The organism is Microcoleus sp. ARI1-B5, assembly GCF_036705795.1.
Taxonomy (GTDB): Bacteria; Cyanobacteriota; Cyanobacteriia; order Cyanobacteriales; family Microcoleaceae; genus Microcoleus.
Genome location: NZ_JAUBVK010000030.1, coordinates 75514 through 87470, shown reverse-complemented (window position 1 = coordinate 87470; position 11957 = coordinate 75514). Strand labels below are relative to the sequence as shown.

Annotated in this window: 13 protein-coding genes; 4 read left to right on the top strand and 9 right to left on the bottom strand. The window is 43.9% G+C overall.

The window, feature by feature from the left end; all coding sequences use genetic code 11:
- Window positions 1–433, top strand: a 433-nt coding sequence (locus tag QUB63_RS28940; protein ID WP_332948821.1) for a Spx/MgsR family RNA polymerase-binding regulatory protein, incomplete at its 5' end; no start/stop codon positions are given.
- An 11-nt stretch (window positions 434–444) separates the two neighbouring features.
- On the opposite strand, the gene QUB63_RS28935 is transcribed toward QUB63_RS28940, so the two are convergent.
- The 5 genes from QUB63_RS28935 to QUB63_RS28915 all read right to left on the bottom strand — a co-directional run bounded on the left by QUB63_RS28935 (window position 445) and on the right by QUB63_RS28915 (window position 5789).
- Window positions 445–870 carry a GNAT family N-acetyltransferase gene (locus tag QUB63_RS28935; RefSeq protein WP_332948820.1) on the bottom strand — a complete coding sequence of 142 codons (426 nt, stop codon included), beginning with the start codon at window positions 868–870 and terminating at the stop codon, window positions 445–447.
- Window positions 860–2470 carry a cyclic peptide export ABC transporter gene (locus QUB63_RS28930; RefSeq protein WP_332948819.1) on the bottom strand — a complete coding sequence of 537 codons (1611 nt, stop codon included), beginning with the start codon at window positions 2468–2470 and terminating at the stop codon, window positions 860–862. Before QUB63_RS28930 ends, QUB63_RS28935 begins: the two co-directional genes overlap by 11 nt.
- Window positions 2471–2610: 140 nt before the next feature.
- Window positions 2611–3672 carry a Uma2 family endonuclease gene (locus QUB63_RS28925; protein WP_332948818.1) on the bottom strand — a complete coding sequence of 354 codons (1062 nt, stop codon included), beginning with the start codon at window positions 3670–3672 and terminating at the stop codon, window positions 2611–2613.
- A 266-nt stretch (window positions 3673–3938) separates the two neighbouring features.
- On the bottom strand, window positions 3939–5510 hold the full coding sequence (locus QUB63_RS28920) for an NAD(P)H-quinone oxidoreductase subunit N (protein WP_332948817.1): 1572 nt from the start codon (window positions 5508–5510) through the stop codon (window positions 3939–3941).
- A 90-nt stretch (window positions 5511–5600) separates the two neighbouring features.
- Window positions 5601–5789, bottom strand: a complete 189-nt coding sequence (locus tag QUB63_RS28915) for a hypothetical protein (RefSeq protein ID WP_332948816.1) — start codon at window positions 5787–5789, stop codon at window positions 5601–5603.
- A 179-nt stretch (window positions 5790–5968) separates the two neighbouring features.
- Between QUB63_RS28915 and QUB63_RS28910 the strand changes: the two genes are divergently transcribed.
- The 3 genes from QUB63_RS28910 to QUB63_RS28900 all read left to right on the top strand — a co-directional run bounded on the left by QUB63_RS28910 (window position 5969) and on the right by QUB63_RS28900 (window position 7988).
- Window positions 5969–6787, top strand: coding sequence for a class I SAM-dependent methyltransferase (locus tag QUB63_RS28910; RefSeq protein WP_332948815.1), 819 nt, complete (start codon window positions 5969–5971; stop codon window positions 6785–6787).
- A 112-nt stretch (window positions 6788–6899) separates the two neighbouring features.
- Window positions 6900–7703, top strand: coding sequence for a hypothetical protein (locus tag QUB63_RS28905; protein ID WP_332948814.1), 804 nt, complete (start codon window positions 6900–6902; stop codon window positions 7701–7703).
- Between the two features lie 123 nt (window positions 7704–7826).
- Window positions 7827–7988, top strand: coding sequence for a MerR family DNA-binding transcriptional regulator (locus QUB63_RS28900; protein WP_332948813.1), 162 nt, complete (start codon window positions 7827–7829; stop codon window positions 7986–7988).
- Here QUB63_RS28900 and QUB63_RS28895 read toward each other — a convergent pair.
- From QUB63_RS28895 to QUB63_RS28880, 4 genes are all read right to left on the bottom strand, one after another.
- Window positions 7955–8143, bottom strand: coding sequence for a hypothetical protein (locus tag QUB63_RS28895; RefSeq protein ID WP_332948812.1), 189 nt, complete (start codon window positions 8141–8143; stop codon window positions 7955–7957). The genes QUB63_RS28900 and QUB63_RS28895 overlap by 34 nt on opposite strands.
- On the bottom strand, window positions 8098–8415 hold the full coding sequence (locus QUB63_RS28890) for a hypothetical protein (RefSeq protein ID WP_332948811.1): 318 nt from the start codon (window positions 8413–8415) through the stop codon (window positions 8098–8100). Before QUB63_RS28890 ends, QUB63_RS28895 begins: the two co-directional genes overlap by 46 nt.
- A gap of 99 nt (window positions 8416–8514) precedes the next feature.
- Window positions 8515–10263: a hypothetical protein gene (locus tag QUB63_RS28885; RefSeq protein ID WP_332948810.1), complete on the bottom strand. Its 1749-nt coding sequence runs from the start codon at window positions 10261–10263 to the stop codon at window positions 8515–8517.
- A 289-nt stretch (window positions 10264–10552) separates the two neighbouring features.
- A complete protein-coding gene (locus tag QUB63_RS28880) occupies window positions 10553–11956 on the bottom strand; it encodes a hypothetical protein (protein WP_332948809.1) in 1404 nt (467 codons plus the stop codon).
- Window position 11957: the final 1 nt, after the last annotated feature.

The window sequence follows — 11957 nt, the reverse complement described above, 5'->3', positions numbered from 1 at the left end:
AACTGTCAACTGTCAACTGTCAACTGTCAACTGTCAACTGTCAACTGTCAACTGTCAACTGTCAACTGTCAACTGTCCCTATATGTCAATTCAAGTTTACGGAATTCCCAACTGCGGAACCTGCAAAAAAGCTTTCCAGTGGCTCCAAGATAGTGGTATTACTTACGAGTTCATTAACACAAAAGAACAGCCGCCCACTCGCGAAACCATTCAAAACTGGGTAGCTACTTTGGGTTTTCAACCAATGCGAAATACTTCCGGTCAATCTTACCGCGCGTTGGGCGACGACAAGAAAAAGTGGACTAGCGAACAGTGGGTGGAAGCATTTGCTAAGGATGCGATGCTGCTGAAACGTCCTCTTTTTGTCAAAGATGGAACCGCTGTTTTAGTAGGTTTCAAAGCCGAAATAATTAGAGAAAGATTAGGCATTTGAACCCACTAAATTCATCGATTTTTTCGCATAAACTTCATTTCACCGATATCATCAGTGAAACCCCAGCGTTTGTAAAATGGTATCATTTTCGGCAAACAGTTAAGAGACAAATTCTCCACGACTTGCAGTTGGGGATGATTTAAGACTGCATCCATCAACACCTTACCCAGTCCCGTCTTTCTGTATGTTGGGTGGACAATCACATCAAAAATCGTGCCTCTGTAGACAAAATCAGTCATGACGCGGGTAAAGCCAATTAGCCGATCGCCCTCATCGACCAAACCAACGATAACATCAGTGGCGGCCAGCATTTTCACCACATCCTCCCGCGTCCGCTTGTCGCACCAAAACTCGTTCTTGTACAAATCCATCAAGTCGGAAACCTGGCTGTCAGTCAAAGTTTCCACAATTCGGTAGTTATCCATTTTATCGGTCATACTCTACTTTACCGTAATCTAGTTTAATTGCGCGATCGGCTAAATCAAAATAGCGATCGTCGTGACTGATGACAAACACAGTTTTCCCCCGCTGCTTCAACTCCGGTAACAACTGCTTGTAAAAAATATCCCGAAAAAACGGGTCTTGATCCGAAGCCCATTCATCAAACAAATAAATCGGCCTATCTTCCAAATAAGCCGTCAGCAAAGCCAGCCGCTTTCGCTGTCCCTGAGACAAAGCCGTGGTTGACAAAACCCCATCTTTCACCTTAACTTTACGATCCAAATGAAACTCTTGCAGATATTCAGCCGCCTGATTGTCCAAATCGCGATTAGTCATTCCCAAAAGGCGATCGAACAAATAGAAATCCGAAAAAATCACCGAAAAATGCTGCCTGTACCATTCTCGATTCTCATCATTAATCGGCTGTCCATCTAGCAAAATATCTCCCGATTCAGGAATATACAAACCAGTGATTAACTTAGCCAAAGTAGACTTACCACTGCCATTTCCACCAATGATAAATACCAACTCACCCGCATGAAACTTCAAATTTAACTCACCCAAAATAAAATTGCTGTCTTCTTTTTCTCCCGGATAGCGGTGAGTTGCTCCCTGTAATTCAAGAGTCTGCCAATCAGCAGTTTCAACCATTTTTACCACAGAATTAATCTCAGCTTGACTTGCCAAAGCCAATCCCATTCTCTCAATCTTTTCCACCGAAGTATTAGCCCGAAAAATATCAGGCAATCTTTCCAAGATATTCTGAAAGGGAGACATTAAATACGTACTTGTCAAAATGTAAGCCGACAAAACAGGAGCAGAAATCGGCACAAATTTGGGCAAAGCAAACAATAGCAAACCTATCAACGTAAAAAACAGCAATTGCCCGACTCCAATCGCCACTGCTGCGGTATTCAGCGCCTGCAAATTGTAATTACGAGAATTAGCAGCGCTCACTTGCAATTCTTCGGCAAAAAACTCTTGGCGGCGCAAAGAGTGCAGTTTTAGTTCCTTAATTCCGTCAGTAATGCTGCGAAAATGCTTAAACAATACATCTTTTTCTTCTCTGGATAAATCGAAGAACTTCCGCATTTTATTGAGCAGCAGTTGTATAGTGCCAATCGTCACCGCCAGAAAAGCAAAAACAACCGCAAAAACTGCCCCAGAAAGCGTGCTTAAATAAGTCAAACATCCCACAACAATGGCGATATCAATGCACAGAAAAGGAATCACAAATATAGTATTGGAAAGCGTTTGCACATCATCAGTCAGAGTAGCCAGCAAGCGGCTAGCACCCAATTCTTCCAATTGCCGCAAAGGAGAAGACAAAATGCCCCGGCTCAAACTAAGTCGCAGGTTATAAACCGTTTCTTGAGAAAGGTAGATTAACAAAAACTGGGATACAAAGCCACTCAAAAGAGCCAAGATTGCTAATCCGGCAAAATACCAGACTAAATTACCATTGGAATTGTCGCTGATTGCCCGATTAATTAGGGAAATTAACCTAGCGCTGCAACCGCCACTGATTAAGCCTGTGAGTATGGCGATAGAAACATTTAACCAAGAAGCTTTTAACAGTAACCAAATTACATTCATTTAATTTTACTCTTAATTTAACTTGTGAAACTCAGGTGCCAACCAACCAAATCCCCGACTTCTTGGTAACAATCTCGATTACGACTGAATAAATTTGATGGCGAAGTCGGGCATCTTGATATTCGCATCCTTCAATAGGATTAATTTTCTTCTTGTGCTTCCGTTTCCTGGGTTTCAAATACTACTTTTACATAAATCTCACTCATCGACATTTGCACTCCCACCGAAGCAAAAGAAACTGTTGCTGTTTCTCCCTCATATTCCCTAAATAACCACTCATTCGAGTCAGTTTTAATATACTGTTCGACGAAAAACTCATATTGGCTCACTAATACATATTCCCGCAATTCAGGAATCGAGCGATAAAACCGAAACTTATCATCTTTATCGAAATTATTGGTAGACTTAGAAAGCACTTCCACAATGAGCATCGGATTGAGGATCTCATCACTGCGTCCCTCGTTGAAAACTGGCTCACCTTCAATAACCATCACATCCGGGTAAGTTCCCCGTCGGTACCTAGGAATCCACAACCGCAAACCGCTGATAAATACTTTTGCATTCTTCCCCCGCAAAGCAGTATGCAAACCAGCACAGATATTGCCTTTAATCTGGCTGCGATTAATCGTGCTGCCTGCCATTGGTAAAATTTCTCCATCGCGGTATTCATTTATAAACTCGGCAGTTTCTTCTAACTTTCGATACTCATCGGGAGTATAAAACTTGTTGGGCTGATTTTTTACTAGCATTTTTGCCTCATGAAGCACCGAAAAATTCACCGAATTAGCAATAAAACAAACATGATGTGCGTTGTCGTGCAAACTGCGGGCTTTTTCCAAATCGTCACCAGCTTCGATTGTTACCAGCGGATGCAAAATTACCTCGGTAAATCGAATCTTTCCATTCTTTTGTGCCATCTTGCCCGTCGCTGCATCCGAGTAAGAGACTACCCGAATCCCAGCACGAGCGCACAAAGCAAGATAGCTCAACATATGACAAGCTGACAGTGCCATCACCAACAAATCTTCGGGATTGTACAGAGAAGCATCGCCCCGGAAAGTCGGGTCTGCCGAACCCACAAATGGCGGCTTACCCTCAATATTTATGGCATACTCACGAGAATAAGCGTCGTAAGATGAAGTAGAACCTTGACTGGCACCAGTCCAAACAGTGTTGATGCGGTATACGTGTTCTTTAGTCATTCTCAATTACTCACTTTTATCTGCGTTTATCTGCGTTAATCAGCGCTTAAAAATCATAATTAACAGTATCAGGAGTTACGCAAGTGTCATAATTAGTAAGGTTGGTCAGAGCGTAAACTCTTGATTACCCGTTGATAATGAAAGTCTGACGCACCCTACAAGTCGATAGTCCCCAGTTAGCCTTAGTCCTAAGTATATCACAACAAAAAAGAAACGCCTAACTTCAAAAAGTTAGGCGCGTTTCAATATTTCAAAGCCAGGGAAACTTAATCCTGGCGAGACAAAAGATTCGATTCGATTTTCGCAGCAGAAATCGGCACAACGTGACTCAATGCCGATTGCAGCATGGGAGTTTTGGTAACAGAATCGTTTGCTAAGTTAAACAAAGGATTCGATAAAATACCGGCCAATGTTGTCGCTACTAAGGTGAGTACAACGCTGACCTGCAAAGGCCGCATTCCCTGAAGGTTCCAGCGAACTGCCGGATAATTTTTCACGGCGTCCGACATTTCTTGAGGTTCTTTTACTACCATCATCTTGACGACGCGGATGTAGTAGTAAATTGAAACTACGCTGGTAATTAATCCCAGGATAACTAAGCCGTAAAGTCCAGCTTGCCAGCCGGCCCAGAATAGATAAATTTTGCCGAAGAATCCAGCCAAGGGCGGAATTCCGCCGAGAGAAAGCAGGCAAATACTTAAGGCTAAAGTTAACAGCGGGTCTTTTTGATACAAACCGGAGTATTCGCTAATTTGGTCGGTTCCAGTCCGCAGGGAGAACAGGATGATGCAGGCGAATGCGCCTAGGTTCATGAACAGGTAAACCAACAGATAAAATATCATGCTGGAGTAACCGGCTTCTGTTCCTGCAATCAAACCCAGCATCACAAAACCGGCTTGGGCGATCGACGAATAAGCTAAAAGCCGCTTCATGCTAGTCTGGGCGAGGGCAACCACATTGCCCAACACCATGCTGAGTATGGCTAAGGCTGTGAATACGAAGTGCCACTGTGCGGTAAGTGCGGGGAAAGCAGTTGTTAGCAAGCGGATTGCTAGGGCAAAACCGGCTGCTTTGGAACCGACTGAAAGGAAGGCGACAACGGGTGTAGGCGAACCTTCGTAAACGTCGGGAGTCCACTGGTGGAAGGGAACTGCGGAGATTTTGAAGGCGATGCCGGCGATCGCAAAAACCAATGCAATCACCAAACCGAGAGATTCACCGTTATTAACAGTAGAAAGGTTAGCTGCGATCGCACTTAGCGTAGTTTGGCCGCCAGACAACCCGTACAGCAGCGAAATACCGTAGAGAAACACCGCCGAAGAAGATGCACCAATTAACAAATATTTCAAAGCAGCTTCATTGGAACGCGGATCGCGTTTTGTGTAACCCGTCAGCAAATAAGACGAGATACTCAGAGTTTCCAACGAAATAAAAATCATCACCAATTCATCAGCGCCGGAAAGGAACATTCCCCCCAAAGTAGCCGACAGCAAAATGCCGATAAATTCCGCTAAAGCAGTACCCGTTTGCAGTACGTAGCGCACGGATATCAAAATAGTGACAGCCGCAGCCAAAGCGATAATTCCGCGAAACACTAAACTCAAGGCATCGCTGTTAAAACCGCCCAGAAACGAGATAGTGTTAGCGTTATCCCACTGCAAACACAAGGCAGCGACGGCGGCCAGCAAACCCGCAACGGCAGCGTAGGGAGTCCAACCCGAGGAACTGCGGCCTACGATTAAATCGCCGACGAGAACCACCAAGAGGGTGATGATGACAATTCCCTCGGGCAAGATAGTTCCAGCATTTAGCTGGGCTGCAAGAGTAGCAAAATCCATATTTTCAGGCAGGTTGGGTAATACAGGCCCAAAAGGCCGTAATGGGCAGTTAGCTCGTAAAAATTCTTTACCAAACTGGATTGTAGCTGATTACAGCTTCGCAAGCCCAGTTTTGCGGTGTTTGTTGCCGGGGAGCAAGACGGGGAGTTGGCGGGAGTCGGCGGGAGTCGGCGGGGAGTTGGCGGGAGTCGGCGGGGAGTTGGCGGGAGTTGGCGGGAGTCGGCGGGGAGTTGGAGGGGAGTTGGCGGAGAGTTGGCGGTTGAAACCAGGTTTATACAAACAATGTCTGCCTCCGCAGACTGAAGAATTTAGAGGTAATATCATGTCCTAAGAGAACTACCATCATCAGATGGGTTCGATCGTTTGGACTTTACTCAACCGTTATGGATGCGGACTCGCATTCCAAACGATCGAACCTCAATCTGCCACAATATAAAAAATCCCACCAATCTCTCGGCATGACTGACTCGCTAAGTGCCTACAAACAGCAGATTCTGAATGACTTTAACAACCGCCCGGATTACGAAAATGAATTTCACAAACGGGCTGCAACTCGGTTAGTAGAATTGGCCCAATTGCGCTCGGGCCAGCAAGTTCTAGATATCGCCACCGGAACGGGTTTAGCGGCGATTGCGGCGGCGCAGGTTGTTGGGCCCGAGGGCAGTGTTTTGGGAACTGATTTTGCTGCGGGAATGTTGCGGCAAGCGAGGAAAAAAGTTGCAGATTTAGGGCTGACGAATATCGAGTTTGCGGAAGCAGACGCCGACGAACAAGAATTTCACGAAAGCCAATTTGATGCAATTTTGTGTTCCAGTGCGATCGTCTATCTGACAAATATTCCCCAAGCCCTCGGTCAATGGTACAATGCTCTGAAACCGGGCGGAATAATCGCCTTTTCCTGTCTGGCAGAAACCTCTCCAACTGCATCTGTATTGTTTCGGAAAGTCGTACAGCGATACGGCATTACCATCCCGAATCCCAACGAGTTACTGGGGACGCACGAGAAGTGCTGCCAAATTTTGCGATCGATCGGGTTTGAGGATATTAAAATTACGAACGAGCAATTTGGCTTCTACTTGCAAGATGCAGAAGCAGCTTGGAATGGCAACGCAAACAGCGCATTCGGACTTCAGGGAGTGCCACGGTCAGACCAGCAATGGGAACAGTGCAAACAAGACTATTTTACCGCAGTAAATGCAGTCTCAAGCGCACAAGACTTTTGGAACGATGTCACAATGTTTTTTGTAGTTGCCTGCAAATCTTTATGCACCCCATAATTGGTTTGATCGTTCGGACTTTAGTCCTCAGATGATGTCGGATAATTGACCGCACTTGCAATCATCCAAAAAAATTGTGTGAAATATCAAGCTAAAAAAAGAGGAAAAAATTATGCCTGCAATTCAACCGCTCGTAGATAGTATTTGCGTCGCAGCTTCATGTGTTGGCAATGCTGGGGATGTTGAATACAGAGGCGTGCATACAGCAACTAGGGAAGTAATTTTTCACAAGCGCCCCATGCCAAATGGCACGAAGGAACTCGCAGAATTTTTAGCAATTGTTCACGCCCTGGCTCATCTCAACAATCAAAGTAGCAACACAGCTATTTATTCCGCTTCTGAAACAGCGCTCCTGTGGGTGAGAGGCAAGAGTGTGCGAACAAACTTGGATAGAAATGAAAATAACCAAGAGATATTTAACTTAATTGAAAGGGCATTAATTTGGTTGGCAAATAAAGATTACGCTAATCCCATTTTGAAGTGGAATACTTCATTGTGGGGCAAAATCCCTGCTAATTGCGATGGGGAACGCCAATCGAGCGATCGCTGCCAACAGACCGCCCGACAACTGAAAACAATTGAAACACGACCGAATATTGCTATTTCGGGAAAAACTTACCCAGTCAAAGAGCGCTTGAACAAGGCCGGACTGAGTTGGAACGGTAAGGCATGGACAGGAGCTTTGCCGATCGATAAAATTGACGAATTGAAGCAGTTATGCTGTCATTATGACCTCCAGTATACGATTAAAGGCGATGGATTTAAAGAGTCCAGACTTGCCAGAGGTGCCCGCCCCCTTCCGAGTTCCCAGGTGGCAGCCGTAATGGGAGAAGGAAAGTTGCAATGGGAAGTTGCAGAGACTTTGGATGTTGAAAATTTGCGGCACCGCCAACACAAATATCACGATCGCACATAGAAAAATCGCCCGCCAAGGTCGATCGCACAAATTTTTTCGCTTCACCCCTTGACACTGACGCCACGTTAGGCTTTTACGATTAATTCATTCAGCGATCGACTCTGAACCGAAAGGAGGAAAGGTATGCCACCCTTGGCGATGAAAGTGGGCGATTTGGCAAAACAAACAGGCGTGTCCGTGCGGACACTGCATTACTACGACGAAATCGGTTTACTCTCGCCGTCACGGGTCGGCCGCTTTGCTTCTGGGAATCAATCATTCTTCCGGCGTTGGTCGCCGATATGATTTTGCAAGCGGCAGCGCTGCGGTTCAATCCGGGTAAACACCCACTGCCGCTTGAGATTTTCGGCATCTTGCTCTGGCGTGTATTCTTCATCGGCGGCCTCTTCGTCTTCTAGCTCTTGATAACGTTCCGCAAGAATTTCGGTTTTGTGCGCCACCAAGTAATGCCGGCTGCTCCAAGTGCGATCGCGCAACTCAATAAAAAGGAGAATGCAAAGGGATGCAAGTGCATTAAAACTGGAATTTTATAGTCTTGGACTGTCTGGAATACTTTGTCTGTGCCGCTTGATGCTGCAATTCCTCCGGCCGCTAAACCTACGCCGATCGCCTGAATTTTGCTCTCTAGGCGATCGTTCTTGGCTTGTTCTATTTCTACTATGCCGCGGATTGAGGCTGCAACAGCTATAGCGTTCCTCCGATCAATTGTCAACTTTTTCTGTTCTCTCTCTTCTCTTCCTTTGCGCATGAAAGCGCCTTCGCGGTTCGTATAAAAAAAATATTCACAAATCCTGTAAGGATTGCTATATTGTCAAGCCTTCAAATCAGAAAACCAAATAGAAACCTCAGCATCGGGATTTTCTGGTAGCCTAGTCCATCCAGTCGATTGGGCAAATCTCTGCTTGAGTAGCGCCAGTTGCTTTTCATTGTGCTCCAAAGCTTTAGATACCACAAGTATCACTCTCAAATCTTGCGATGTTGTAATTTTAATCTTAGCCTCTTCACTGTCAACTATTTGGAGTGTAAGGATTCTATGTTTCGTTTGCAGCCACGAGCCAAAACGCAATTCATCGGTATCTTTAGTTAAAACGACAACATCTTTAGGTGATTTAACAGCAGAGTTTATCTGACTCACTACCGATTTAACATTAACTTTTGACAAAATATCGACATAGAGAAAATTCTCTGTTGTTACGTAATTTTTCCGCAACATTATAGCCTGAGTCAAATCAGCTATATAATTGAGCGGGGGCAGCAATAAAAAGAATACCAATACAATAGATAATACAATTTTTGACAGGAGAGATTTTTCATGATTTGAAATTGTGTGAAGGTAGGAAGAAATAACAAACAATACAGTAAGTATAAAGAAAGGATTGCTGTAACGACCGATGCCTGCCATTAATAGATTGATTCCTGTTTTATAAGATATATATGCAATCAATATAAAAGGAATCGATGTAACGCAGCCCCAAAGAATAATAAGTTTTTTATTGTATATATTTTTTCTAGCAGAGTCTGCCACAAACCAAAAACCTGCTAAGGTTCCTGCAATACCTGCAACTATTTTAAAGGTTTCTGTTTTCCGTGAAATATCTAAGGTAAATAACTGTTTAACAATTTTGCTTGTAAACGTCAACAGCCTGCCTTCAGTAAAAATTTCTGAATTGAATAGACCTAAACCTGGAGCTGCTATTAAACTTAATAATAAACGAATTCCTCTTGTAGAAGGCGACGCCACAGGAATAGCAGCTTTAAATTGGTCTACAGCACTATTGAATCCAGAAAGTGAATGGTGGATAGCATTGAGGCCCATTACGGGCAATAAGGTGAATACCGTACAAACTGTTAACAGGATAAAACGGTTTTTTAAGGTATATTGTTTGCTGAAAAACCCTAAAAATACAGCTAGATATGCGAGAATTCCTAGAGAAACTAAAAAAGCAGAGTATTTTAACCAGTAAACTCCTCCTAAAAGTAGACCTAGTAGAGCTGAATGAATGAGAAGGCGGCTGTTAAATTTATTGCCTGAGTCTAAAATTGAGCAAAGATACATTGCGTACAGTAATACCCAAGGCATGACTGCCCAAGGAATCACATCTCCTGCTGTACAAACCAATAACGAGCCAATTTCTATATAATAAATAGATAATAGCACAGCTAGAATTATTTTTAATTTCGGGTCGGAGGTGAGAGTATCTATTACCTTTATCCACCCCAAGCCGCCTGAAACAAACAAAAAGTATGCGGTTGTTCTGACGGCAATTCCTAAAGGCAAGCCGAGGGCAATTAAAGGTAAAAATGCGAAGGTAACGCCGGGGGCGTGCCAGACTATCCAGGTTTGTATATCTTGGGATATATCTTTTGGATTTACTGCCACGACTGAGTTAATTAAATTAGAGACTCCGCTTAACCACTGGTTAATTCCTTTCAGTTGAGGTACGGGATCGTACTCTATTCGGTAAGGAAAAACAGAGGCGGTCGCAAAAAATACAGTTACAATAAATAGAAATATTAAGTAGGGCGCTAATCGCTGATAACGAGAATTTGTTAAATTCATATTACAGTTTTACTTGTGGAAAACTAAACTATAAGTCACCTGTACAAATACCGGCGATAAATGTGATATTTCTTAATAGTTATTGATATTTGGGCTGGTAGGTATGTTCGCCAGCAACAGGTGGGAGTGTTGGGTGGGGCGATCGCAGGATGATTAGACGATCGCGCTTGTTGTAAATCGATCGCGCTGCGCTATCATTCGGATCTCAGCGGATTTGATATCAATGATTTTTTGGAGAAGGTCGATCGCCCGTATGTTCGCAATTAGCCGGGGCGATCGACTTTTTTACCTAATTTTTCGGTTTTGTGCGCCACCAAGTAATGCCGGCTGCTCCAAGTGCGATCGCGCAACTCAACAAAAAGGAGAATGCAAAGGGATGCAAGTGCATTAAAACTGGGATGTGATGGTTTTGGACTGTCTCGAAGAGTTTTTCTGTACCGCTGGATGCTGCGATTCCTCCGGCTGCTAAACCGACGCCGATCGCCTGTACTGTGCTCTCTAGGCGATCGTCCCGATTTTTCTCTGCTATCTCGCTGGTGCGGAGTGCGATCTGGTTTGTGCGATCGCTCTTGGCTTGTTCTATTTCTACTATGCCGCGGATGGAGGCGATCGCCTGGTCGATTAAGTCTGTTCCGTGGCGGAAATATCCTAAATCTGCTGCAATTTGCGATCGGATATACGGAGCTATTTTTATACGGAAGTTATTTAAAATAGATAGTTCTTCCTTATCGATTCCTAGTATATCACATATTTTCTGCAAAATATCACTGTAATTGTAAATATTTATCGCAATTGTATTGTCATAATCTTCTAGTTTCCGCAGCAACCCAGTATATAACAAAGCTTTGCGGAGAAGCACTTTTAGCTGTTCCTTAAAACTCTGCAATTTTTCCGGTTGCAATGAAATTCTCCCCTCGGTGAGTTGCTGCTGCAAATACTCTATATCTTGCTCTATTTCAGTGTATTCGCGATCGAGTTCGCTGTAAATCAGGCGGCTGTCTTGAAAAGCTTTGATGATTTTGTTGCGGTAAAAAAACAGGTCGAATATTTCTTCCTGAAAAGTGTTAAAATCCTTGTCGGTTTGTTTGTCAGCAAGCAGCCAGACAAGCAGGTGGCGGTAATTTGCTATATCGGTAATTGAACCATATTCAAAAATTGGACTACCAAATACTTTACCCAAACGGTAGAATGGAGGTAGTGAATAGCCTTGGAATAAAGCATCGCGGCATTTATCGGCGAGGGGTTTGAGGGAATCTAAATTATCTGAGGAGTTTTCAGGAAGCCATGCAGTGATTAGGAGAGTTTGACCTAAAAAATTGTCATCGCCATCGATAAGTAAGGCTTGATTTGGGTTAAATTTCTGGATTAAATCAACATCTACATTATCAGCCGTGCCATCTTCCGGGCAACCTATATTTAACCATAAAGCATAGCTGTCTTGAATTTGTAGCGGTTGGGCAAAACCTTCTATGGGTGGATTGCTGTTGAATTTTAGTGCGACATTTGGCAGCAAATCCTCGCGGTAGCTGCGAGAATTTGGCTGGAAAACTAGATTTGGTGTTAGCTTTTTATCGGTGAAGTTGGCGAGGATATTGTCGCAGTGTTTCCACAGAGGATTATTGCTGCCCTGACTGTCATCGTGCAGTTGGAAAGCGTATAGATAAACATTGGGGGCAGAAATTTTATCGCTCATC

Coding starts and splice junctions, on each gene's coding strand:
- QUB63_RS28935 (WP_332948820.1), bottom strand. CDS start 870: ATGACCGATAAAATGGATAACTACCGAATTGTGGAAACTTTGACTGAC.
- QUB63_RS28930 (WP_332948819.1), bottom strand. CDS start 2,470: ATGAATGTAATTTGGTTACTGTTAAAAGCTTCTTGGTTAAATGTTTCT.
- QUB63_RS28925 (WP_332948818.1), bottom strand. CDS start 3,672: ATGACTAAAGAACACGTATACCGCATCAACACTGTTTGGACTGGTGCC.
- QUB63_RS28920 (WP_332948817.1), bottom strand. CDS start 5,510: ATGGATTTTGCTACTCTTGCAGCCCAGCTAAATGCTGGAACTATCTTG.
- QUB63_RS28910 (WP_332948815.1), top strand. CDS start 5,969: ATGACTGACTCGCTAAGTGCCTACAAACAGCAGATTCTGAATGACTTT.
- QUB63_RS28905 (WP_332948814.1), top strand. CDS start 6,900: ATGCCTGCAATTCAACCGCTCGTAGATAGTATTTGCGTCGCAGCTTCA.
- QUB63_RS28900 (WP_332948813.1), top strand. CDS start 7,827: ATGCCACCCTTGGCGATGAAAGTGGGCGATTTGGCAAAACAAACAGGC.
- QUB63_RS28885 (WP_332948810.1), bottom strand. CDS start 10,263: ATGAATTTAACAAATTCTCGTTATCAGCGATTAGCGCCCTACTTAATA.
- QUB63_RS28880 (WP_332948809.1), bottom strand. CDS start 11,956: ATGAGCGATAAAATTTCTGCCCCCAATGTTTATCTATACGCTTTCCAA.